Source organism: Corallococcus sp. NCSPR001, assembly GCF_017309135.1.
Lineage (GTDB): Bacteria > Myxococcota > Myxococcia > Myxococcales > Myxococcaceae > Corallococcus.
This window is the reverse complement of sequence record NZ_JAFIMS010000002.1, coordinates 5343324-5365703: the sequence shown is the minus strand read 5'-3', so window position 1 is coordinate 5365703 and position 22380 is coordinate 5343324. Positions and strand designations below refer to the sequence as shown.

At 71.6% G+C, this 22380-nt stretch carries 18 protein-coding genes and 2 tRNA genes; 14 read left to right on the top strand and 6 right to left on the bottom strand.

Annotation, left to right across the window (positions count from 1 at the left end; genetic code table 11):
- Positions 1 to 107 precede the first annotated feature (107 nt).
- The 8 genes from JYJ93_RS23660 to JYJ93_RS23625 all read left to right on the top strand — a co-directional run bounded on the left by JYJ93_RS23660 (position 108) and on the right by JYJ93_RS23625 (position 7359).
- Positions 108 to 518 (top strand): S24/S26 family peptidase, encoded by a 411-nt coding sequence (locus JYJ93_RS23660; RefSeq protein ID WP_277989476.1) that lies wholly within the window; start codon positions 108 to 110, stop codon positions 516 to 518.
- The gene (locus tag JYJ93_RS23655; RefSeq protein ID WP_206794879.1) at positions 515 to 829 is read left to right on the top strand and encodes a PqqD family protein; all 315 of its coding nucleotides are present in this window, start codon (positions 515 to 517) and stop codon (positions 827 to 829) included. The genes JYJ93_RS23660 and JYJ93_RS23655 overlap by 4 nt, the downstream gene beginning before the upstream one ends.
- Entirely contained in the window at positions 826 to 1437 is a 612-nt protein-coding gene (locus JYJ93_RS23650) for a hypothetical protein (RefSeq protein WP_206794877.1), read from the top strand. The genes JYJ93_RS23655 and JYJ93_RS23650 overlap by 4 nt, the downstream gene beginning before the upstream one ends.
- A 13-nt stretch (positions 1438 to 1450) precedes the next feature.
- Complete coding sequence (locus JYJ93_RS23645; RefSeq protein ID WP_206794875.1) at positions 1451 to 4480, top strand: PQQ-binding-like beta-propeller repeat protein; 3030 nt, start codon at positions 1451 to 1453, stop codon at positions 4478 to 4480.
- A gap of 12 nt (positions 4481 to 4492) precedes the next feature.
- Positions 4493 to 4648: a hypothetical protein gene (locus JYJ93_RS23640; RefSeq protein ID WP_206800723.1), complete on the top strand. Its 156-nt coding sequence runs from the start codon at positions 4493 to 4495 to the stop codon at positions 4646 to 4648.
- Positions 4645 to 5496, top strand: coding sequence for a hypothetical protein (locus JYJ93_RS23635; RefSeq protein ID WP_269012414.1), 852 nt, complete (start codon positions 4645 to 4647; stop codon positions 5494 to 5496). The genes JYJ93_RS23640 and JYJ93_RS23635 overlap by 4 nt, the downstream gene beginning before the upstream one ends.
- 206 nt (positions 5497 to 5702) lie before the next feature.
- Complete coding sequence (gene miaA / locus JYJ93_RS23630) at positions 5703 to 6593, top strand: tRNA (adenosine(37)-N6)-dimethylallyltransferase MiaA (protein ID WP_206800433.1); 891 nt, start codon at positions 5703 to 5705, stop codon at positions 6591 to 6593.
- Positions 6594 to 6765: 172 nt separating this feature from the next.
- Positions 6766 to 7359, top strand: coding sequence for an HdeD family acid-resistance protein (locus JYJ93_RS23625; RefSeq protein ID WP_242543906.1), 594 nt, complete (start codon positions 6766 to 6768; stop codon positions 7357 to 7359).
- Between the two features lie 87 nt (positions 7360 to 7446).
- Here the strand turns inward: JYJ93_RS23625 and JYJ93_RS23620 are convergent, their stop codons facing one another.
- From JYJ93_RS23620 to JYJ93_RS23605, 4 genes are all read right to left on the bottom strand, one after another.
- Positions 7447 to 8325 (bottom strand): hypothetical protein, encoded by an 879-nt coding sequence (locus JYJ93_RS23620; protein ID WP_206794870.1) that lies wholly within the window; start codon positions 8323 to 8325, stop codon positions 7447 to 7449.
- Positions 8326 to 8420: 95 nt separating this feature from the next.
- Complete coding sequence (locus JYJ93_RS23615; RefSeq protein ID WP_206794869.1) at positions 8421 to 10157, bottom strand: response regulator; 1737 nt, start codon at positions 10155 to 10157, stop codon at positions 8421 to 8423.
- 26 nt (positions 10158 to 10183) lie between these two features.
- Positions 10184 to 11140 carry a diguanylate cyclase gene (locus JYJ93_RS23610; protein WP_206794867.1) on the bottom strand — a complete coding sequence of 319 codons (957 nt, stop codon included), beginning with the start codon at positions 11138 to 11140 and terminating at the stop codon, positions 10184 to 10186.
- Positions 11141 to 11683: 543 nt separating this feature from the next.
- Positions 11684 to 12430, bottom strand: coding sequence for a tetratricopeptide repeat protein (locus JYJ93_RS23605; protein WP_171426309.1), 747 nt, complete (start codon positions 12428 to 12430; stop codon positions 11684 to 11686).
- Between the two features lie 99 nt (positions 12431 to 12529).
- Here JYJ93_RS23605 and JYJ93_RS23600 point away from each other — a divergent pair.
- The 5 genes from JYJ93_RS23600 (at position 12530) to JYJ93_RS23580 (ending at position 15364) form a co-directional block, all read left to right on the top strand.
- Positions 12530 to 12615, top strand: a tRNA-Leu gene (locus JYJ93_RS23600).
- A 92-nt stretch (positions 12616 to 12707) separates the two neighbouring features.
- Positions 12708 to 13379, top strand: a complete 672-nt coding sequence (locus tag JYJ93_RS23595; protein WP_206794865.1) for a response regulator — start codon at positions 12708 to 12710, stop codon at positions 13377 to 13379.
- Positions 13380 to 13388: 9 nt separating this feature from the next.
- On the top strand, positions 13389 to 14768 hold the full coding sequence (locus JYJ93_RS23590) for an RsmB/NOP family class I SAM-dependent RNA methyltransferase (protein ID WP_269012415.1): 1380 nt from the start codon (positions 13389 to 13391) through the stop codon (positions 14766 to 14768).
- A gap of 60 nt (positions 14769 to 14828) precedes the next feature.
- Complete coding sequence (locus JYJ93_RS23585; protein WP_206794863.1) at positions 14829 to 15227, top strand: hypothetical protein; 399 nt, start codon at positions 14829 to 14831, stop codon at positions 15225 to 15227.
- A 64-nt stretch (positions 15228 to 15291) separates the two neighbouring features.
- A tRNA-Ala gene (locus JYJ93_RS23580) sits at positions 15292 to 15364 on the top strand.
- Between the two features lie 92 nt (positions 15365 to 15456).
- Here the strand turns inward: JYJ93_RS23580 and JYJ93_RS23575 are convergent.
- Complete coding sequence (locus tag JYJ93_RS23575) at positions 15457 to 19245, bottom strand: ATP-binding protein (RefSeq protein WP_242543905.1); 3789 nt, start codon at positions 19243 to 19245, stop codon at positions 15457 to 15459.
- A gap of 194 nt (positions 19246 to 19439) precedes the next feature.
- A complete protein-coding gene (locus JYJ93_RS23570) occupies positions 19440 to 20360 on the bottom strand; it encodes a class I fructose-bisphosphate aldolase (RefSeq protein ID WP_206794860.1) in 921 nt (306 codons plus the stop codon).
- Between the two features lie 173 nt (positions 20361 to 20533).
- Between JYJ93_RS23570 and JYJ93_RS23565 the strand changes: the two genes are divergently transcribed.
- Positions 20534 to 22333, top strand: coding sequence for a TolC family protein (locus JYJ93_RS23565; RefSeq protein WP_206794858.1), 1800 nt, complete (start codon positions 20534 to 20536; stop codon positions 22331 to 22333).
- The last annotated feature ends 47 nt before the right edge of the window (positions 22334 to 22380 follow it).

Below are 22380 nucleotides of genomic sequence, written 5' to 3'. Positions count from 1 at the left end.
AAACCTGGAAGTAAAGGTGTTAAGCAGCGTAAGTCCCGGGAATCGCTGGGGGAATGAGGCTCTGGAGATTCGCGGACATTGAGAGGTTGGAGTACATTCCATCCTCCATGTCGAGCGCTCCGCAGCCCGTCTCCATGATCGATGGCCTCCGTTGGATCCCTGTCGCCGGGGACAGCATGTGGCCGTCTTTGCGTGCGGGGGACGTGGCGGAGGTGGAGCCGCTGGTGGAGGCGCCGCGCCCGGGTGAGGTGGTGCTGGCGCGCTTCGAGTCCTCGCTGGTGCTGCACCGGGTTCGCTGGTGCGACGGCAGCTTCTGCGCGCTTCGCGGGGACAATGGCGGCATGGAAGATCCGCCGCTGCCTCTCATCCGTATCCTGGGACGCGCGCGGCGTGTGCGCCGGGGCGGGACGCTGTTGGAGATGGACCGTTGGGACGTGGGGCCGCGGCGGCTGGGCCGCTGGCGCGCGACGCTGAAGCGCCAGGTGGCCGCGTGGCTGGGAAGGACGGTCCGCGCATGAGCTTTCAGGAAGGCAGCGTTCCCCGGCGGCGTCTGGGGACCTCGGGGGAGGGCTTCGGCGCGGACTTCCTGGTGCTGGACGCGGAGGGGCGCACGCTGCGCGGGCTCAACCCCACGGCGGCGCGCATCTGGGCGCTGTGCGACGGACAGCGCACGGCCCGGGCGGTGGCGGAGCAGGTGGCTTCCGAGTTTTCGACCGACGTCGGTCCGGTGCTGACCGACACGCTGCGCTTCCTGGAGGAGCTTCAGCGGCGGGGCCTGTTGGACGAAGTGCGCGCGCCGGCCGGTGCCGCGCCTCTGGAGGAAACATGATGCGGGCGCTCGTGGCCGTGCTGGCGGGTGCAATGGTGCTGTCGGCGTGCTCGGAAGGGGTGTCCCCCCTGCCGCCGCCTTCGGCCGTGAAGCCGGGGCAGGGCAGCGGTTCCTCCGCCCCCGTGGATCCGACGGACGTGCTGGCCGGTGGTGGGAGCGTGGCCCGGCCGCCGCCTTCGGCCCCCGCGGGCGAAGAGCCGCCCCCGGAAGAGCCGCCTCCAGAAGAGCCGCCTCCAGAAGAGCCGCCTCCGGAAGAAGAGCCGCCGCCGGCGCCGCTGCCGCCCCCGACCGGGAGCGCGGAGGTGGTGGGCGCGGGTTCGGAGCCCACGCCCCTGTCCCGGGTACAGCAGGTGGACGTGGACTTCGTGGTGAGCGGCGTGCGGAACAAGGGCCTGGTGGACGTGGAGTTCATCGCGCCGGGCGGCCGTCCGTATGAGAAGCGGAGCGCGACGGTGGTGGCGCCGCCGGAGGAGACGCGGACGCTGCGCTACTCGCTGCCGGTGGCGGGCACGCCGGTGTCCATGACGCGCATGACGGGCACCTGGCAGGTGCGCTTCTTCCTGGATGGGGCGCAGCTGGCCGCCACGTCCTTCACCCTGGAGCCGTGACGTGAGGCACGCCATGAACGTCCGCATCCTCGCGCTCTTCGCCGTGCTGCTGCCCGCGGTGGGCTTCTCCCAGACGACCTGGACCGTGCGCCCCGTCCCCTCCGCCGGAGAGACCGTCGCGCGCGTGGTGATGGAGGACGCGTCCGACCTCGTCCTGGAGGTGACGAACACGAGCACGTCCACCAACGACTCCCGCCTGTCGGAGGTGTCCTTCGTCCTGCCGGCGGGCTACCAGCTGCTGGGGGGCCTGCCCGCGGAGGAGAACCCGCACTGGAAGGTCGAGTACATCGACGCCAACGAGCGGCGCATCACCTTCCAGTCCACGCGGGGCTGCGTGGACGAGGGGCGGGGCCTGGCCAACAACGAGTCCGCGCGCTTCGTGCTGAGCGTGGTGGGCCCGGCCAACCGCAACACCGACAGCACCACCGAACGCCTGGTGGCGGGGACGTACGCCCGCGACCAGTGCGACGGCAGGAGCTACACGTACAACGTCAACGCCATGACCGCCTGGACGCGGAGCATCCTGGCCGCGAACGTGACGCTGGCGCCGCGGGTGCTGGCGGTCAACGGCTCCACCGTGGCGCGCGTGGTGGTGGAGAACCGCGGCACCGGCGCGGCCACCGTGTCCGTGGACAACCCCACCTCCACGAGCAACGTGCCCCTCACCACCGTGACCAAGGACGGCGGCAGGTCCGTGGCGGTGCGCGCCGCGGGTGTCTTCGCGGTCAATCTGAGGCCCACCGCCGCCGGCGCCGTGGCCGCGCGCGTCCGGGCGCGCACGAGCACCGCGAACGCGCCGCTGGTGGACTCGCCCCTGGCGAACGTGGGCAACCTGGTCGCGGCGGCGGACATGGACATCGTAGACGCGTTCAGCGCGGAGCAGGTGACGCTGCGCCTGATCGTGTTCAACACGTCCACCACGAACACGTACACGCAGGTGCGCCCGCGCGCGCCGGTGCTGCTGGGCAGCGCGACGGCGTCGCTCGTGTCCGGGCCGTCGCCGGAGAGCGTGGCGCAGCTGGCCCCGGGCGCCTCCGCCCAGTTCACCTGGCGCTACCAGGTGTCGGGCTCGCCCGGCGCCAGCTACCAGTTCCAGGCGCAGGTGGACGGGACGCTCAACGGTTCGTCGGTGGCGGGGGACCCGGTCACGGCTCGCAAGGGCCGCATCGTGGAGCACCGCGTGCGGCTGAGCCAGGAGACGGTGTCCACGGCGGCCACGTCCCTGACGGTGGCGTACACGGTGCAGAACCGGGGCACGCTGCCCATCTACGAGGTGAAGCTGTTCAAGCCCGCGGTGAACTACTTCGCGGTGGCCGCGTCGGGGCCGCAGCCGTTCGGCGACTGGAACGTCTACACGGACGCGACCGGCTACCTCTGGGAGTCGGAGTCCGGCATCCCGGTGGGTGGCGAGGCCACCTTCCGCATCACCTATTCGGGCTTCACCGCCGTCCTCTCGGACACGGCGTTCCGCCACCGGTTGGAGCTGAACCAGGGCTGGAACGATCCGCGCATCCGCGTGGAGGCGACGATGACGCTGCTCGCGGTCACCGCTGCGCCGGACGTGGAGCGCCTCACGGGCGTGGCCCGCGACGGCAGCGTGACGCTCACGTGGGACAACCCCTTCAACCACGGCGGCACCCTGGTGCTGCGCGCGGTGGGGGCGACGCCCGACACCGCGCCGACGAGCGGCGTGCACTACGCGCCAGGCGAGGCGCTGGGCAACGCGACGGTGGCCTACGTGGACGAGTTCAGCTCCGCGTCGTCCGTCACGGACACGGCGGTGACGAACGGCACGACGTACTTCTACCGCGTGTTCAACGCGGATGATCAGCTGCGGTACGGGCCGGGCAACCAGCCCACCTCGGTGGGCCTGCTGGCCACGCCCCGGGCGCGCGTGGCGGGCAACCCGCTGTGGTGCTACTCGGTGGGCCTGGCCTCGCGGCACCAGCCCATCACGGAGCTGGGCGTGGGCATCTTCTCCTCCTTCAACGATTCGGTGGTGGGCGTCCTCACGAACACCGCGAACCCGTCCGAGGACGGCGCCGAGCGGTTCCGGCCCGTGAAGATGCCGAGCACGATTGGCAGCCGCTTCCCGGTGGTGCCGCTGCTGGGCCGGCCCGGACAGCAGTGGCTCGTCGTGGGCGACGAGTCCGGTGTGCCGGCGGTGATCAACGCGGCCACGGGCGAGTTCCTCTGGAAGAACACCACGCTGGGCCTGGGGCGCATCAGCTCGTTCCCGGTGACGCAGCTGCTCGACTACGCGAACCCGGAGTACCGGACGACGTACTCGAACGTGGACCTGGCCATCTTCGCCACGCGCAACTCGTCCGCGCAGAACCAGGTGGTCGCGCTGAACGCGGCCACCGGCGCGCTCATCTGGCGCTACCGGCCCGGGGACCTGGGCATGGTGACCGGCAGCATGCTGGTGGACTACTCGAAGAACCGGCTCTACGTGGCGACGGCCTCTGGCGTGAGCACGGACACTCTGCGCGTGCTCAACAGCCTCACGGGCGCGGAGGTCGCGCGGCTGGAGCTGGGCGACCTGGAGTACGGCGTGGTCCGCAACGCCACGAGCAACCAGATCCTGGTCACCGCCAATGACGGCCGGGTGTACGGCGTGAGTCCGGACAACCATTCCAGGGTCTGGACGGCCGCCGTGCGGTCCGGCACGGCGCAGGCGTTCACCCACTTCGCGAGGCCCCAGGGCCGGGGCTTCATCGTGGCCACGGAGGACAACAAGGTCGAGCGCTACGAGGTGGTCGAGGCGAACGGGACCGGTGTGCCCGAGCTGAAGTGGTCAGCGCCCATCCCGGCGCGCCCCACCGGTCTGTTCACCCTCAACCTGGGTGGCTCGGTGCGCGTCTACGTTGGAAGCGCGGACGGCAAGGTGCACCAACTGGATGGCGAACTGGGGACCGAGACCGGGCAGGTGACCGTGGGCCCGGCGCAGAGGCTCTACACGCCGACCATCGACCACACCGTGAACCGGTTGCATGTCGGTACCGAGGATGGTCGTATCTGTGCCTTCCCGGTGCCCTTCTAGGGAGGCCATCACGTGAGACAACGCCCTTCACAGCCTCCCTCGGTACCGAAGCCGCCGGCCGCGCCCGCCGTGTACGTGCCTCCCGCCATCCTGTGGGAGCAGCCCTTCGTCGCGCTGGCGCAGCTGTCCATGTGCACCATCCCCGGCGAATCGGAGTGCGTGCCGTGAACGGTGGGGACCCCCTGCCGGGTCCCCGTGACGGCGCGCTGCGGATCACCCTGGCCGGGTGGACCGTGGCGCTCGATGTGGAGGATGACGCGCTCGCCGGTCCGCTCCGGCGCGTGTTCGGCGCGTTCCTCGCTCCGGAGGCCGTGGCTCCCGATGCCCGGCTGGTGATGCGCAACCCTCCCAGCCCCCAGGCTCCGCCCACCGTGCAGGAGCTGCCCCGGCTGACGCCTGGTGACTCGGGGACGCTGCGCGTGGAGGGCGCCGGGTACTCCGCGGTGCTCTCCGCGGACCGGTGCCACGCGGCGGTCATCGGATCCGGGCGGTACCCGGTGGAGAACGTGCTCAAGGTGATGCTCGCGTCCGCGCTGGCGAGGCGTGGCGGGCTGCTCATCCACGGCGTGGGGCTGGTGCACGAGGGCCGGGCCGCGCTCTTCGTCGGGCACTCCGGCGCGGGCAAGAGCACCCTGGGCGGGCTGTGGCGCGAGGCGGGCGGGACGGTGCTCGCGGATGAGCTGGTCGCGGTGTGGCCCGTGGAAGGCGGTGGGTGGCGCGCGGCGGGGACGCCCTGGAACGTGCCGGTCCGGACCGCCGAGGCGTCGCTCGTTGCCGTAGGCACACTGGGCTGGGACGCGGCCTCGCGGTGGGAGGCGCAGGGGGCGGGGGAGGTGGCCCGCGTGCTGCTGCTGAACGCGCTGTTGCCCGAGCCCACGCCCTCGGGCCGGGGAGCGCTGGTGGGCGCGGCCGGACGCGTGCTGTCGTCCGTGGAGACCGCCCGGCTCGTGTTCGCGCGGGACGCCAGCGCCGCGGAGGTGGTGCGGGCGCGGCTGGAGGCAGCGAGACCGCGATAGCGCGGGGGCCTCGTGTGGTGGGTGTCGCGCAGGGGCACCTGGACGCAGCGCGATCGCCATTGTGGGGAGCTCCGAGCGAGCCCGCCTCGGGCTCCTGCCGCGCGCCGGAACGGAAGCGGCACCGCGTCCCAGGCAGGGGGCTCGCGCTTGCCTCGCGTCTGCGTTACAGCGGGCGTGGGAGGCGGACGCTGGTGGCTGAGACGCGGGTGCCGTTGACGGTGATCGCTGGACCCACGGCGTCGGGGAAGACGGCGTTGGCCATCGCCTGGGCTCGCGACGTGGGCGGGGAGATCGTCAGCGCGGACTCGCAGCAGGTCTACCGCGCCTTCGACATCGGCACCGCGAAGCCCACCGCCGAGGAGCTGGCCGCCGTGCCGCACCAGCTGGTCTCCTGCGTGGATCCGCTCGAGCCCTTCTCCGCCGCCGAGTACCAGCGCCGCGCGGACGCGGCCATCGCGGACATCGCTTCACGTGGCCGGCCGGTGTTCGTCGTCGGCGGCACCGGCCTGTACCTGCGCATCCTGCTGCACGGCGTGGTGGACGCGCCTGGCGCCCTGCCTTCGCTGCGCGCGGAGCTGGAGGCGCTCGCGGCGGAGCAGGGGAGGGAGGCCGTGCATCGCCGGCTGGCCGAGGTGGATCCGGAGACCGCCGCGAAGCTGCCCCCCCAGGATCTGGTCCGCGTCGTCCGCGCCCTGGAGATCCACGCGCAGACAGGCGTGCCCGCGTCCGAGTTCCGCCGCGCCCACGCCTTCGCGCCGGACCGCTATCCCTTCCAGCTCTACGTGTTGGAGCCGCCGCGCGAGGCGCTCTACGCCGCCATCAACGCGCGCACGGAGGCGCTCTTCTCGCGGGGGCTCGTGGAGGAGACGCGGGCCCTGCTGGAGCAGGGCTACGCGGACGCGGCCCCCATGCGCAGCGTCGGCTACGTGCAGGCCCGCGCCGTGGTGGAGGGGCGGATGACCCGCGAGAAGGCCATCGCCGACACCGCGCAGGAAACCCGGCGGTACGCCAAGCGGCAACTCACCTGGTTCCGCAAGGAGCCCGGCGCGGTGTTCCTTGCGCCGCCGTACGCCCGTCCCGCCCCGCGGGCGCGGTAGGCCGCACTGGCCCCTGCTCGCCGTTCCGCCTCATTTCGTCCGGCGGCGCCGATTGTTCGCGCCCGGTCGCGCGCCCATCTTCCACGAGGAAGCGCTACCCCCACCACGTCCACTCCCGGACCGACAGGCGGCCGAGGGCCCGAGGCGGGCAGCCATCACCGTGGAGATTGTCATGCGAACGAACGTCGAACGCGCGCCGGAGACCCGGCCGGACCGTCCCTCTCGGGGAGCCTCCGCCATGTGGGGCGGCCCCTTCCTCCTGGGCCTGCTGACGGCGATCGCGGGTGTCGTGCTGCTGGGCGCCACATTCTTCACCAGCATGGTGACCGTCTTCTTCGTGGGCATGATGCTGGTGATTGGCGGCGTCCTGGAGATCGCCGCGGCCATCCGCTCACGCAGCGAAAGCCGGAGCGCCTTCTGGTCCTTCATGCTGGGAGGCGTCCTCACCACCGTGGTCGGCATCCTCACGGTCATGTACCCGGCCGCGGGGCTCGCCTCCCTCACGCTGCTGATCGCCGGCTACTTCTTCGCCAGCGGCCTCTTCCACGTCATCACCTCCGTCATGGACCGCTACTTCCAGTGGGGATGGGACCTGGCCTACGGCCTCATCTCCCTGGTCCTGGGCCTCAGCGTGATGGCCAGGTGGCCCGCGTCCTCCGTGTGGCTCGTGGGCACGATGGTGGGGCTCGCCGTCTTCTTCCGAGGCATCTCGATGATGTCCGGCTCGCTCATCCTGCGAAAAGGACTGCATCGCGTGGAGGCCTGAGCGCCAGATGAACCCCTGGTGCCATTTCACTCGCGGTGAGTCAAGGATATCCGCGAGTGAAATCCCGGCGCCGGTCCGGTTCGCGGCCTACTTCGTCTTCTTGTGCGCGTCGTCGAACTGGTCGGCGAACTGATCCCGCGGCACGTGCTTCAGGGCGCCCTTGGCGTCCGGGCGCTCCAGCGTGAAGTCGTGGATGGTGCCGCGCACCAGGTACTCCTGATCCCGCTTGGAGTTCATCATCGCGCGCTCGCGGTAGGTGAAGCTGCCCTTGGTCGGATCCACGCCGACGTCCGCGAGGATGGGCCGCTCGTGCGCCTCCGGCTGCCACACCGGCGTGCCGGGCTGGCTGCGGTTCACGGCCGTCTCGTCCAGGCCCGGGTGCATGGACGTGCGGATGTCCCGCTGGATGTCGAACTGGTCGAAGACGTCACCGCCCTTCGCGTCGTGCGCCGGGTTGTGGACGATGCGGCTCTGGCCGTAGTCCGGGTTGTCCACGAGCTTCTTCTCCGTGGCCTGGCCATCCACGCCCACGGGCACGCCGCTGAAGGACGTGAAGGGCGAGTGGGCCTTCGTCTCCTTCGCGCCGTCCACGTGCGCGGTCAGCGTCACCGTGCGGTCCTTCGCGTCCACCGGCTGCAGCTTGCCGTCGCGGTCGATGGCCGACTTGGGCGTGTCGTACTTCGGCTGGATCTCGTTGAAGGGGAAGTTGTCCCGGCGGGTCAGCTCCACGTCCGGCCGGATGCGCGGCGCGAACTGGTTGTTGCCGCCGTCACGCCGATCCAGGCCGTTCATGATGTCGGTCATGACGTCGTGCTGCTGGAACTTGATCCGGTTCTGATCGGCGCGGGCCTTGAGCACCTCCTCCTGCGACGGGACCTTGGTGGAGAAGGTGCGCTGGATCTCCGGCGCGTGCTTGAGCAACCGGGACGACGTCTGCGTGGCGCGAAAGAACTTCGTGGCGAGCATGAGGGATTCCCTTTGAGTGGAGCATGAAGTGCGAAGCTTCATGCTTTTGTAGGGATTATCCCGTCAGCGTGATTGTGGTTGCGTGCAGGTAGGTGTCAGGACGCAAAACGGTCTTCGCCAAATGTTTCCGCGACCGCGGGCCGGATGACGTCACGCGGCGAACCGAGCGGGTCCGGCACGCGGCCGGTGAGCTGGCACAGGAGGCGGTCCGGGTTCACCGGCTTGGGCAGGAAGGCCTCCGCGCCCGCGTCGAGCGCGCGCTGACGCACGTGCGGACGGTTGAGGCCGCTCATCACCAGCACGCGCGTGTCGCGGGTGAGCGGGTGCTGCTTGAGGCCTTCGCACAGACGCAGGCCGTCCACCCAGTGTAGCACCACGTCCAACAGGATGGCGGTGGGCGGACGGCGCGCCACCGCGCAGAACAGCGCCAGCTCGTCCGCGAAGGACACCACGCGCGCGCCGGTGCTCTCCAACAGGAGCGTGAGCGCCTCGCGCGTGTCCGCGTCGTCGTCCACCACGTAGTAGAGGTCCGGCTCCACCTCCGGCACCAGCGTGGGCACGGGCTCGATGGGCGTGCGCAGCCACGAGCCCACCACCTCGCGCACGCCCGACCAGCGCGCCGCGGACAGCAGGCCCAGCGGAGTGGGGGAGCTCAACCCCAAGACGCCGCCGCCGTACACGCCGCCCGCCGAGTGCTTCGCGCGCGCCGCGACGAACGCCGCCGGAGCCCGCTTGCCCGCGCGGCACAGCCAGGTGATGGAGCGCGCTCCCGCCGCCGCGTCCTCCATCAGCTCGCCCAGCCCATCGCGCACGTAGCGGCGCTCCAGCGACGGCGCGTCCAGCCCGCCATCCAGCAGCGCCACCGCGGCGCGGCTGCACGACGCCAGCGTCTCCGACAGGCCCACCTGCAGCGGGTGGCCGAAGGCCGCGGGGCCCACCACCAACTGCCCGGGCGCCACCAACGTGCGGCCGGGGCCGAAGGGCAGGCGCGTCGTCTCCAGCGAGGTGAGCTCGAAGCCCTCGTCCAGCAGGCCGTCGCGCGCGGCCATCATCAGCACCTGGCACAGGTCCGCGGGCGTCACCGCCGCGCCGAAGGCCAGCGCGTACACGGACGACGCGCCCGGAATCAGGAACAGCGCGTCCACGGAAGGCAGCGGCGACACCCACAGCCTCGCCACCGGCATCAGGTCGCGGCCCGGCATCCCGCCCGTGATGCGCGCCTGCACCGCCGGCATGGACGGCGCTGGCTTGAAGCCCTTGAAGAAGGCGTCACCCAAGAGAGGCCCCGCGCCCGCCGCCAGCGCCACCGCGTGGAAGCGCTCGCCGCTGCCCTGCGCGCGGACGACCAGGGGCCCCGCGTTGCGCACCGCCGTGGGCGCGTCCGGGGCGGGCGCCTGCCGCTCCACGCGCTCCACGTGGCGGTTCACGAACCGGGCACCCTGCGCGCTAGCCGCCGTGGACAGCACGTGGCGTACCATGTCCAGGCCGCCTTCACCCTTGGGCCAGCCATCCACGACCCAGAGGCCGCCGGCCGCGCAGGGCAAGAGCTCGCGCTCGCCCTGGGAGATGATCTCCACGCCGCGCAGCTCATGGGCGCGCCACTCCGGAGGAATCCGGCAGCCCAGCGCGGCGAGCCGCGAGCGGCACTCCGGCGTGAGCAGGGCAGGGGGCGCGGTGCGCTCCTCGGTGCCTCCCGCGTAGACGCGCACGTCCAGGGCCACGCCCCGCGCGCGGCCGTTGAAGAGAAGGGAGGCCGCGAGCCCCGCCCCGGCGATGCCGCCGCCGACGATCGCCACCCTCGAACCACTCGCCAGCTTGCTGGTCCCGCTCATCGCGCGCCCTCGCTCCCTTCCCGCCGTCAGTGCCGCTGTGCCGGGGAGGAGTGGACCGACTGGCCGTACACCACCACCCGGTCGCGCCCCTCCCGCTTGGCCTCGTAGAGCGCGGCGTCCGCCGCCTTCAGCAAGGCCTCCGTGCTCTCTCGCGGGGAGTCGACCGTGTGGTCCGCCACGCCCACGCTGATGCTCAACCCGAAGGGCGCCGGGCGCCCGTCACCACGCTGCACGTTCACGCCGCGCAGCTCCGAGCGCAGGCGCTCCGCGAACACCGCGGCCTCCAACGACGTCTGGTGCGGCAGGAGCACGACGAACTCGTCCCCACCGAAGCGCGCCGCGAAGTCGGACTCGCGCAGGTTGCCCTGCATCAGCGTGGCCAGGGCCAGGATGGCGCGGTTGCCCACGTCGTGGCCCATGCCGTCGTTGATGGCCTTCAGGTGGTCCAGGTCGATGACCACCACGCTCAGCGCGTAGCCGTAGCGCAGGGCGCGCTTGAACTCGTCCTCCAGCCGCACCGACAGCGCCCGGAAGTTCGCCAGGCCCGTGAGCGCGTCCGTCTGCGCCAGCACCTGGAGCTTGCGCTGCTGCTCGCTCTGGCGCACCGCGCGGTCGATGCGGGCGAGCAGTTCGCGCGAGCTCGCCGGCTTGTGGATGAAGTCCACGGCGCCCATCTCCAGACATCGCTCCAGGGTCGCCTCGTCCGCGTCCCCCGTGAGGAAGATGACCGGCACCGTCTCCGTGCGCACGTCGCCCTGGAGTGTCTCCAGGACCGCCAGCCCATCCCCGGAGGGCAGGAACCGGTCCAGCAGCACCAGGTCCGGGCGGTGCTCGCGCGCCAGCTCCACGCCCGCGTCCGCGTCGGATGCGGCCAGCACGTCGAAGCGCGGGGCGAGCAGGTCCATCAAGCCTTCGCGCACGCCGGTGTCGTCCTCGATGATGAGCAGGAGCGCGCGCTCACTGCTGCGGCCGTGCCGTTCCATGAACTGGTTCGCTCCGCTCGCCTGTCCCGAAATGGCAGGCCGAAAGTCTCGGGCGCCACGCCCTTCCAGGTGCTCCCCACGCCCTTGCGCCCCACGCGCACCCGCCGCCGCCTCGTTCTGCAAGCACCCACCCACCCATCCAAACTTCACCCGAGACCTCCGGCTGCCAAGCCCGTCCGCCTCCGCGGGGGCTTTGGGAACCATGCGTTCCAATCGCCCGCGTGCCCCTGCCCGAGAGCAAGCCCTGTGCCCCGCGCTTCACGGACGCGACGGCCTCTTTTCAGGGGGTTGCATGGGGGCCCGCGAAACAGCCAACAAGACAGCCGGAAGACGTTGCAGCGTAAGTCCCGGGCGCACGGTAGGAATTGCCGGACGCGGGCCGCTCGGGAGCCAGTGCCCCCGGGTGGGATGGAGCGGCGGATCCGTCGGGGACTCCCCGGAGGCGCGCGCTCGAAGCGGCGCCATCGACGGGGCCAAGGCAGGCGGTGGAGGGAGGCCCTGGCGCCATTGCGGTGGCGCCGGGCCATCACTTCCACCGGGACTTCAGCGCCGGTGGGTGAACTGCACGCGGCGCCCGCCACCCTGGGGCGGCATCATCGGCGGCGCCTCCAGGCCGAACTGCCACCAGAGCGGCTCGTAGGGCTTCATCTTCAGGCGCTTGTCGTTCTGCAGCTGGGCGAGGCTGCCCTTGAGCTTCTCGTCGGAGGGGTTCTGCTCCACGCCGCGCGCGAGCACGCGCTGGGCCGCGTCCTTGTCCTTCAACTGGAGGAGGCACCACGCGTACACGGCCCAGACGATGGACTCCTTCTTGCCGCTCTTCGCCGCGGCCTCGAAGGAGGCCTTCATGGCGGGCACGTCGTTGCGGCGGAAGTGCAGGGCGCCCTCCATGGCCTTGGCCATGTAGTTGCGGCCGCTGGCCTTCTCCAGGTGGGGCTTCGCGCCGTCCAGATCCTTGATCATGTACTTCAGCATCCCGATCTGCGCGTGGATCTCCGGGCCGATGAGGAACTGCCACTTGTCCCAGACCAGGCCCTGTTCGAGCGTCTGGACGGCCCGGTCCACGCGGCCCTGGGCCTCCTTCTGGTTGGCGGGCTGGCCCTGGAGATCCTTCTGCACCGTCGTCATCAGCGCCTGGACCCGGGTGGAGACCCGGCGGGCGAGCACGATGTAGGTGGCGAAGAAGACGATGACGCCGGGCACGATGCCGGCCCACCAGGAGAAGCCGCCGGCGAACTTCACCAGCACGCCGACCGCCAGCCCGACGGCCAGGGAGATGAGGAGGTTGTACATGCGCTGCCCCTTTAGCGGTGTGCGTGGACAGCCGCAATCTTCGGATGCACACGAACCGAAGGCGCGATATACGTTCGGCCGCCTCGTTCACACCCAAGGGGCCCTCTGTCGAAATTGGTAGACGAGGCGGACTCAAAATCCGCTGCGGCTGACCCCGCGTCCCGGTTCGAGTCCGGGGAGGGCCATCTTCAAACGCAGACCCGGCGCCCGAGATGCCGTCCCTTCCGGGCCGCCCGAACTTGAAAGCGCTCCCCTGTCCCCCGCGCTGGAAGATGCGATGAAGGTCCTGCTGGTCGAGGATGATCCGAGCCTCCGCGAAGGAATGGGAGAGCTGGTCTCCGAGCTGGCGGACGTGCAGGCGGTGGGCACCCTCGACGAAGCGCTGCGCGCCCTGGCGGCGGACCGCTTCGAGCTGGTGATGACCGACATGCGCATCGCCGGAGGGCACACGGACGGCCGGGGCGTCCTGGAGGCCGCGCGCCGGCAGCGCCACCCGGTGGCCATCGTCAGCGCCGCCGGTCCGGACGAGGTCGCCCAGGTCCTGCACCCCTCCGTGCCGGACGCGCTGCTGATCAAGCCCTTCCAGGTGGACGACATCATGGACCTGGTGGAGCGCTTCCTGGAGCTCAAGCGCCAGGTGGTCGCCGCCGCCCGGGAGCCCGTGGCCGGGGATTCCTCTGAGTGGATTGAGGCATTACCTGGAGTGAAGTGGGCCGGTTCGGCTCCGGACAGTGCCCGGACCTGGATGCGGCTGGCCGCCGAAGCAGCCTTCCCCTGGAACCGCTCCCAGTCCGCCCATGGCGTCCTCCTTCTGGAGGGTGACCTGGAGCTGGACGGCGAGCGTTATGCCGCGCCGTGCTACCTGTTCCTCTCCCAGGGCGCGTCGCCCCAGGTGAAGACGCGGGCCGGTGCGCTGGCCGTGTGCGTTCCGCTGCGCGGCCAGGCGTAGAGGTCATCCGTGGACATTCCCCTCTGGCCCACGCCGCATGAGCCGTCACGTCTGGGGCGTCCGTCCCGGCGCGCGGCCACCGCGGCGGTGGAGACGCACATCGCCGTCCTCAAGGGCGAGCCGCTGAAGGCCGCGCTCGCCACCGCGCTGCGGGAGGCGGAGGGGCTGGGCGGACAGGAGCGGCGCTTCGTGGCCCTGGCGGCGCGCGAGCTGTCCCGGCACACGCGGCTGTTGGATCTGGCGGCGCGGCAGTTGGGACACTCCCCGGGCAAGCACGCGCTCACGGAGGATCAGGCGCTGGTCCGCTACACGCTCTGGCGCAGGCTCTTCTGTGGTGAGGGCTGGTCGCGCATTGGTCCGGAGGTGAAGCTGCCGGGGCCGGTGCGGCCGCGCACGCTGCATGACGCGGTGCTGGAGGGGCTGGCGACGAAGCCCCTGGCCGAGCCCGCCGCGGCGGAGGGCGCGGAGGCCATCGTCGAGCGGCTGGCCACCCGGTACTCGTTCCCGGGCTGGCTCACGCAGCGGCTGGCGCAGGTGTATCCGGAAGGAACGCTCGCGGGGCTGATGGCGTCCCTGGACGAGGAGCCGTCGCTGCACTTCCGCGCGCGGCCCCCGGGCACTCGCGACGCGGTGCTCGCGGCGCTGGCGGAGGAGGGCGTGGCGGCGGAGGCGGTGCCGTGCGCTCCGGACGCGCTGCGGGTCTCCGACTCCAGCCACCGCATCTTCGAGTCCCGGACGATGAAGGCCCGGCGGCTCCAGGTGCAGGACGTGGGCAGTCAGCTCATCGTCCTGGCGTGCCTGCCTCCCGGGGCGACCCTGGCGGGGCTGACGGTGGCGGACGTGTGCGCGGGGGCCGGCGGCAAGACGCTGGGGCTCGCGGACCTGGTGGGCGCGAAGGGGAAGGTGCTCGCGGGGGACCGCTCCAAGCGGCGGCTCTCCGACGCGCGCGACCGCGTGCGCGAGTTCGGCCTGAAGCAGGTGGCGTTCCCGCACCCGGTGCCGCTGGGGGACGTGGACGTGGTGCTGGTGGATGCGCCGTGCAGCGGCACGGGGTCCCTGGCGCGCGAGCCGGATCAGAAGTGGAAGCTGTCCGCGAAGGCCATCACCGAGTTCCAGGCCACGCAGTCCCAGCTGCTCGCGGAGGTGGCCGCGCAGGTGAAGCCCGGCGCGCGCATCGTCTACGCCACGTGCTCCGTGCTGCCGGAGGAGAACGACGCGGTGGTGGAGGGCTTCCTGAAGAAGCACCCGGGCTTCGCCCTGGAGCCGGTGGGGGAGGGTTGGCCCGCGGAGCTCCTGGTGGGCGTGGACGGCCCCTACCTGCGCGCCCTGCCGCCCCGGGTCCCCGGCGGGGGCTTCTTCGCCGCCCGGCTGGTCCGCAAGGCGGGTTGACAGTCGCCGAGCCGCCACGTTACGCACGAACGACCTTCTCCTCTCCCGAGGGTGACAGCCGTGGCGGCAGATCCGAAGCAGACGGAAGTGATGCGGCAGATCAACGAAGCCTTCCAGGCGGCCGAGGCCAAGCTGGCCAAGCTGCGGGAGGCCGTCGAGCGCAACACGGAGCTGGCGCGGGCCAACGGCAAGGCGGCCTTCCTCAAGGACAAAAAGGAGCAGACCCACCGCGAGCTGGGCGAGGCCGTCTGGCAGGCCGTCCAGGCAGGCCGGCTGGAGCTGCCCGCGAACTTCGGCCGGCTGCTCCAGAACATCGCGGCGGCGGAGAAGGCGGCGGCGGACCACGCCGCGTCCCTCACCGACCTGCTGCGGGAAGGAGAAGAGGTGGCGGATCGTTTGAAGGTAAAAACCGTCGCGAAGCCGCAAAAAGTTGTGGCGTCCGGAACGAAGAAGCCATAGAAGTCGCCCCGCCTCACGGCACGGACCGCCCCCCACGGCGGACCGGGCAGCACGCAGCAAAGAAGGGGCTATAGCTCAGCTGGGAGAGCGCTTGAATGGCATTCAAGAGGTCACCGGTTCGATCCCGGTTAGCTCCACACTGAAGTGAGAGAGGCCCGCGAGAGAAATCTCGCGGGCCTTTTGCTTTTGGGGTGGCCTCCGCCGGAGGGCCCGCGCCCCGGCGTCCTGGCTACGGGTTCGCCGGGACGTCGCGGGGCAGCCGAACGGTGAAGGTGGTCCCCGCCTCGGCGGTGGACTCCACGGTGATGACGCCCCGGTGGGCCTCCACCAGTTGTTTCACGATGTAGAGCCCCAGGCCGATGCTCCGGCTGCTGTGGTCCACCTCGCCGCTGGCGCGCTGCAACGGTTGGAAGAGGCGGCCCATCCGCTCCGGGGGGATGGGGGCCCCCGCGTTGTGGATGGACAGCGTCACGGCGTCCGCCTCGCCGTGGGTCTCCACGCGGACGACGGTGTCCCGGGGGCTGTACTTCAGCGCGTTGGTCACCAGGTTCTGGGCCAGCTGCCCCACCCGGTCCGGATCCCACCTTCCCAGGCCGCTGCCACTGCGGCGGCGGTGGATCTCCCGGTCCGGGTGCGTGGCTTCAATCTCCTCCAGCACGCCGTCCACGACTTCGTGCAGGTCCGCCGCGCGCCGCTGGATGTGCAGCCCGCCGCCCAGGCGCGCCTGGGTGAAGTCGAGCAGGTCGCGGATCATCCGGTGGGCCCGCTCCGCGGCGGATTGGATCCGGCTGACGGCCTTGGTGCTGCGCTCGTCCAGCTCCTCGCGGCGCATCAGGCTGGCGGCGCCCAGGAGGATGGCGCTCACGGGGTTGCGCAGGTCGTGGCTCACGATGCCGATGAGCTGCTGTTCGAAGTCCGCGCGCTGCTGCTGCTGGGCCTGGGCCTGGCGCAGCTCGTGGACGTCCATGGAGGTGCCCACCCACTTGATGATCCGGCCCTCCGCGTCCTTCACGGGCAGGGCGCGCACCAGGTGCCAACGGTACAGGCCGTCGCGGTAGCGCACCCGGTGCTCGGCCTCGTAGCGGTCGCCGCGCGTCAGGGCCTCCACCCAGGCCTTGCCGCTGGCTCCCAGGTCGTCCGGATGGATGACCTGCCGGTAGCCCCGGTCCAGCAGCGTCCGCGCGCTCACGCCGGTCTCCTCCGTCAGCACGCCGTTCACGTAGGTGACCGAGCCATCCGGGGCGGTGACGAAGACGGCCTCCGGCAGCGCCTCCGCGAGCGTGCGGAACTCCTCCTCGCTGCGGCGCAGGGCGTCCTCCGCCGTCTTGCGCAGGGTGACGTCCTGCATGGCGCCCACCATGCGCAGCGCCGTGCCGGCGGCATCCCGCACCACCCAGCCCCGGTCCTCCACCTGGGCATAGGTGCCGTCCGCCTTGCGGAAGCGGTACTGGGCGCGCCAGTCGCTGCCTTCGGGCGCTTCCGCGATGGCGTGGAGGCTCTCGACGGCCTGCTGGCGGTCCTCGGGGTGGACGGCGTCCGTCCACCAGTCCAGGTCCGTGGGCACCGTGCCGGGCGGGTAGCCGAAGAGCGTGTGGATGCCCTCGCTCCAGGTGAGCTGCTCGGTGCTCAGGTCCAGGTCCCACACGGCGTCCTTCGTGGCCCGGGTGGCCAGCCGGTAGCGCGTCTCCGACAGCTTGAGCGCCTGGAGCAGCTCCTCGCGCTGGGCCCGCGCCCGCGCGGCGTTCACCGTTCCCTCCAGGCGGGCCACCAGCTCGCGCACGCCGAAGGGCTTCACCAGGTAGTCGTCCGCGCCGGCGGTGAGGCCCTCGACCTTCGCCTCCTCGCCCGCGCGCGCGGACAGGAGGATGACGGGGACGTGCGCCGTGCGCGGATCCAACTTCAGCGCGCGCAGGAGCCCGAAGCCGTCCAGCCCCGGCATCATCACGTCCGACAGCACCACGTCCGGCGGGTGCTGCCGGGCCAGGGCCAGCGCGGCGTGGCCGTCCGCCACGGTCGTCACCCGGAAGCGCCCCTCCAGCGACCGCCGCACGTAGTCGCGCATGTCCGCGTTGTCGTCCGCCACGAGCACCTGCCCCCGCACGACTCCCGGCGGCGCCTCCGGGACGGGCGCGGGCACGGGCGCTTCCTCCGTGTCCGAAAGCCACAGCGCCGCCTCCTCGACGAAGACCTCCGGATTCGGGGCCCGGGCGGCCTCCCGCGAGGGGGCCCGCAGCTGCTCGGGCGGCAGGTGCGCCGTGCCGGTGGGCAGGGACAAGGTGAAGGTGCTGCCCTGGCCGGGCGTGCTCTCCACGGAGACCTGGCCGCCGTGCAGCTCCACCAGCTCCCGCACGAGCGCCAGTCCAATGCCGCTGCCTTCATGGCTGCGGCCCCGCGCGCCCGCCACCCGGTGGAAGCGGTCGAAGACGAGGGGCAGCTCGTGCTCGGGGATGCCCGTCCCCGTGTCGCTGACGGTCAGCTCCACGCGGCCGTCCTCTTCGCGGAGCCGGACGGTGAGCGTGCCCTGGAAGGTGAACTTGAAGGCGTTGGAGAGGAGGTTGAGGACCACCTTCTCCCAGAGATCGCGGTCCACCCAGACGGGGGTGGACAGGGCAGGGCAGTCCACCTGGAGCCGCAGCCCCGCCCGCGTCACCAGCGAGTCGAACGCGCTCGCGAGCCCCGCGGTCAGCGTGCCCAGGTCCAGGGGCTCGAAGGTGGCCCGCAAGCGGCCCGCCTCCAGGCGGCTGAAGTCGAGCAGGCTGTTCACCAGCTTCTGCAACCGCTGGCTGTTGCGCTGCGCGAGCAGCAGCTGCTCGCGGTGCTCGGGCGCCAGCGGGTGCTCCACGTCCAAGAGCACGTCCCCCAGCGGCCCCAGCATCAGCGTCAGCGGCGTGCGGAACTCATGGCTGACGTTGGAGAAGAAGGCCGTCTTCGCCCGGTCCAGCTCCGCCAGCGCCTCCGCCTGCCGCCGGGCGTCCTCGTGCGCGCGGGCCCCGGAGATGGCCGCGCCCAGGCCGCTGGCGGCCAGCTCCAGGAACGACAGATACGACGCGTCCGCGGGCACCCGCGGGGACATGCCCAGCACGAGCACGCCCAGGGGATTCGACTCGCCGGGGCGGACCATGGGCAGCGCGAGCGCGGAGCCCGGCTGCGGCACGCCGTCCCGCAGGGGGAGGGGACCGAAGCGGGCTTCCAGTCCCTGGACCTGCTCGGCATGCCCGGAGCGGATCACCTGGGCCAGGGGCCAGGGGGAGGCCGCGCCCGGCTCCAGGCCGACCTCTCCGGGGCAGAAGGCGCCGTCCCCCTCCAGGCCCATGCGCCCCGCCAGCCGCGCCCGGGTGCCATCCGCCTCCACGAGGTAGAGCAGCGCGAACGGGAGGTCCTCGGGGTTGGTGGCGAGCGCCTCCATGCCGTGCATGGCGGCGTCCTGGACCCGGAGGCTGCCGCCCGCGCGGGTCGCCATCTCCTGCAGCGTCCGCAGGCGGCGCGAGTCCAGCACCTGGCTGGTGGTCTCCACCACCGTGTCCAGCACGCCGTTGACGGCCCCGGATTCGTCGCGGACGGGGCTGTAGCAGAAGGTGAAGTAGGTCTCCTCCAGGAAGCCGTTGCGCTCGACGAAGAGGCGCTGGTTCTCCGTCATGATGACGCGGCCCTCGCGGCGGACCTGCTCCACCCACGGGCCGATCTGATCCCAGACCTCCGCCCAGACCTCGTGTCCCGGCCTTCCCATGGCGGCGGGGTGCTTGCCGCCCAGGATGCGGCTGTAGGCGTCGTTGTAGAGCTTCACCGCGTCCGGCCCCCAGAACACCATCATGGGGAAGCCCGAGTTCAGGCAGACGCTGGCGATGGTGCGCAGGGACCGCGGCCAGGAGGACACCGGACCCAGCGGCGTCCGGGCCCAGTCCATGGAGCGCATCAGGGCGCCCATCTCACCGCCTCCGGCGAGCACCTCCTGGGCCGCCGCGCGTTCGGCGTCGTCCGGCTCCAGCGCGGGTGCGTTCGCGCCATGCCCACCGGACATCCTGGAACCGTGATTCATCCCCGTTGCGTAATCGAAGCCCCTCGGGGAGGCCAGAGGAGGAGCATGGGGGGCCGGCCGCTCCAGGGCCTGCCAGCCTGCCAGCGTTCACGGCGAGACGGTCCCATAAGCCTGGCGCCCGTCCCGGACTCTTCGGGCCGGGAAGGACGCCACGCCACGGATGACCGCGCGGGGGACTACTTGCCCGCGAAGACGTTCATCACGTCCTTGAGCAGCTTGAGCGACTCGGCGTGCGGACGCTGGAAGGCGTTGCGGCCCATGATGGAGCCGAAGCCGCCGCCCTGGTGGATCTGCTTGATGTCCTCCATGAGGGCGGACGTCTCCTTCGCCTCGCCGCCGGAGAAGATGACGATGCGCTTGCCGTTGAACGCGGAGCGCACCACCTCGCGCACGCGGTCCGCGAGCGTCTTGGTGGGGATGTTCGCCTTCTCGAAGGCCTTCTTCGCCTCCGCCTGCTCCAGGAAGTCCGAGGGCGGCTTCACCTTGATGACGTGCGCGCCCATCTGCGCGCTGATCTGCGCCGCGTACGCCACCACGTCGATGGCCGTCTCGCCCTCCTTGGACAGCGCGCCGCGCGGGTAGGCCCAGAGCACCGTGGGCAGGCCGTAGGACTTGGCCTCCGCGATGATGTCGCGCAGGTCCTCGTACTGCTCGTTACGGGCCGCGGAGCCCGGGTAGATGGTGTAGCCCACCGCCGCGCAGCCCAGGCGCACCGCGTCCTTCACGGACGACGTCACCGCGGACATGGGCGCGGCCGTCTTGGCCAGCGAGTCGGAGTTGTTGACCTTCAGGATGAGGGGAATCTCACCGGCCAGCTTGCCCGCGACGGCCTCCAGGAAGCCCAGCGGCGCCGCGTACGCGTTGCAGCCGGACTCGATGGCCAGCTGCGCGTGGTAGTCCGGATCATACCCCGCGGGGTTGGGACCGAAGGAGCGCGCGGGGCCGTGCTCGAAGCCCTGATCCACCGGCAGGATGACCATCTTGCCCGTGCCGGCGAGCGTGCCGTGGTTCAGCAGGCGCGCCAGGTTCGTCAGCGTGCCGGGGTTGTCGGAGGGATACCAGGAGAGGATCTGCTTGACGCGGTCGGTGTAGGCCATGGGTTTTCCTTGAAGGAAGGCGTCGAAACCGGCGCGGGATTCTGCGTTCCCTGCCCGCGCCCACAAAGCATTGTCTGAACGGAATGTCCGCGACTGTTACGCCCTCTGCACAGAAATGCTGCGCCGTCGCGGGCTTCCGGATATGCCCGGCCGCACACGAGGCGGACCACAGCATGGGCAGAGAAGTCGGCAGGGTCGTCGCAGTGGCAATGATGCTCACCGGTGGCGTGGCGGGCGCGCAGATCTCGCCCACGACAGCCCCCTCGAATGCCCCTGGAACAGGGGCGCCGGGGACCGCGTCTCCCTCGCCCGGCAGCCTGTCTCCGGGCACCGTGCCCACCCCCTCGCCCGGCACCACCCCGGCCCCCGGCCCCTCGGGCACCGGTTCGTCCGCCGCCAACCCCACCCCGGGCACGCGCGCGCCCTTGCCCAGCCCTTCCACCGTGAACCCGGGCCCCGCCGCCGAGCCGGGCAACGCCGCCCAGGGCGCCACCACCGGCACGCCCAGGCCGCCCGCCGCCACCCCGGGCGCGAAGGACCTGGGCACGTCCCCCATCTCCCCCGGCTCGGGCGACGGCGCGCGCGGCGACCTCACCCCTGGCACGCCCCGGGGCGCCCCGGAGGAGGCCCAGGCCCCCGGCACCGCCCAGGCCACGAAGCTCCTAAAGGGGCCCATCACCCTGGCCCAGTTGGTGGCGCGGGCGCGCACGCAGGACGCGCGCGTGGCGGAGGCCAGCGCGGAGCTGCGCAAGTTCCAGGCCCTTTATGATCAGGCCCGCTGGGCCTGGTTCCCGCGCTTCGAGATCACCCTGGGCGCGGGCGGCCCCGTCCCCGAGGCGCGCAACAACGGCCTGGGCGGCCCGCCCACCACGGAGGCGTCGCTGGAGGGCGACTGGAACTTCGGCAAGGTGGGCGTGACGGTGTTCTCCACCGGTAACGCGGTGCTGCCGCTGTACACCTTCGGCAAGCTCTCCGCGCTGGAGAAGGCCGGAGAGCAGGGCCCCAAGGTGGGCGCGGCGCTGCGTGAGCGCGTGCGCGCGGAAGCCGGCTTCCAGGCCGCGCAGGCGTACTTCGGCTACCAGCTGGCGCGGGCCGGGCTGAAGCAGCTGGAGGACGTGTCCAAGCGCCTCAAGGACGCGGGCGACAAGATCGACGCGCTCCTCAAGGAGGACTCGGATCAGGTGACGAAGCTGGACACCTACAAGCTGGGGTACTTCCGCCAGCTGGTGGAGTCGCAGCGCGCCACCGCCATCCAGGGCGAGCAGTTCGCGCTCACCGCCATCCGGCTCCTCGCCAGCGCGGGCCCGGACGAGCAGGTGGAGGTGGCGGAGGAGGACCTGCCGCTCCAGGGCGACGTGAACGTGCCCGACCTGGAGAGCTCGCTGAAGCTGGCCAACGAGCGGCGCCCGGAGCTGAAGGCCATCGCCGCGGGCATCATCGCGCGCGAGCAGGAGGTCATCATCCGCGAGCGCAGCTACTACCCGGACCTGGGGCTCGCGGGTTACTACGACGTGCGCTGGACGAGCAGCGCCACGCGCCAGCGCAGCCCCTTCGCGTACGACCCGTTCAACGACCGCACCGCGGGCCTGGGCCTGGTCATCCGGGGCACCTTCGACATCCCCATCAAGGACGCGCAGCTGGAGCAGGCCCGCGCGGAGCTGGACAAGATGCACGCGCAGGAACAGACGCTCAAGGCGGGCATCCGGCTGGAGGTGACGCAGGTGCAGAGCCAGCTCGCCGCGGCCTACGCGCGGGCGAAGTCCTTCACGGAGGCGGAGAAGAACGCGAAGCGCTGGGCCACCGCCGCCTACGCCGCCTTCGACCTGGGCACCGGCGACACGCGGGAACTGGTGGACGCCTTCACCGCGCTGGCCCAGGCCTCCGCCGAGCGCGGCAAGAGCTGGCACGACGTGCGCGTCGGATTGGCGTCACTCGCCCGCGTCACCGGTGCCGTCCCCACGGCGGATGAATAACCCTTTCAGGCTGCCAGTCCTCACAGGTGTCGTGACACCTGAACTTC

What these genes read in the sequence shown, in the direction of transcription:
- JYJ93_RS23660 (WP_277989476.1), top strand. Translation starts at nt 108, where the DNA reads ATGTCGAGCGCTCCGCAGCCCGTCTCCATGATCGATGGCCTCCGTTGG.
- JYJ93_RS23655 (WP_206794879.1), top strand. Translation starts at nt 515, where the DNA reads ATGAGCTTTCAGGAAGGCAGCGTTCCCCGGCGGCGTCTGGGGACCTCG.
- JYJ93_RS23650 (WP_206794877.1), top strand. Translation starts at nt 826, where the DNA reads ATGATGCGGGCGCTCGTGGCCGTGCTGGCGGGTGCAATGGTGCTGTCG.
- JYJ93_RS23645 (WP_206794875.1), top strand. Translation starts at nt 1,451, where the DNA reads ATGAACGTCCGCATCCTCGCGCTCTTCGCCGTGCTGCTGCCCGCGGTG.
- JYJ93_RS23625 (WP_242543906.1), top strand. Translation starts at nt 6,766, where the DNA reads ATGCGAACGAACGTCGAACGCGCGCCGGAGACCCGGCCGGACCGTCCC.
- JYJ93_RS23620 (WP_206794870.1), bottom strand. Translation starts at nt 8,325, where the DNA reads ATGCTCGCCACGAAGTTCTTTCGCGCCACGCAGACGTCGTCCCGGTTG.
- JYJ93_RS23615 (WP_206794869.1), bottom strand. Translation starts at nt 10,157, where the DNA reads ATGAGCGGGACCAGCAAGCTGGCGAGTGGTTCGAGGGTGGCGATCGTC.
- JYJ93_RS23610 (WP_206794867.1), bottom strand. Translation starts at nt 11,140, where the DNA reads ATGGAACGGCACGGCCGCAGCAGTGAGCGCGCGCTCCTGCTCATCATC.
- JYJ93_RS23605 (WP_171426309.1), bottom strand. Translation starts at nt 12,430, where the DNA reads ATGTACAACCTCCTCATCTCCCTGGCCGTCGGGCTGGCGGTCGGCGTG.
- JYJ93_RS23595 (WP_206794865.1), top strand. Translation starts at nt 12,708, where the DNA reads ATGAAGGTCCTGCTGGTCGAGGATGATCCGAGCCTCCGCGAAGGAATG.
- JYJ93_RS23575 (WP_242543905.1), bottom strand. Translation starts at nt 19,245, where the DNA reads ATGTCCGGTGGGCATGGCGCGAACGCACCCGCGCTGGAGCCGGACGAC.
- JYJ93_RS23570 (WP_206794860.1), bottom strand. Translation starts at nt 20,360, where the DNA reads ATGGCCTACACCGACCGCGTCAAGCAGATCCTCTCCTGGTATCCCTCC.
- JYJ93_RS23565 (WP_206794858.1), top strand. Translation starts at nt 20,534, where the DNA reads ATGGGCAGAGAAGTCGGCAGGGTCGTCGCAGTGGCAATGATGCTCACC.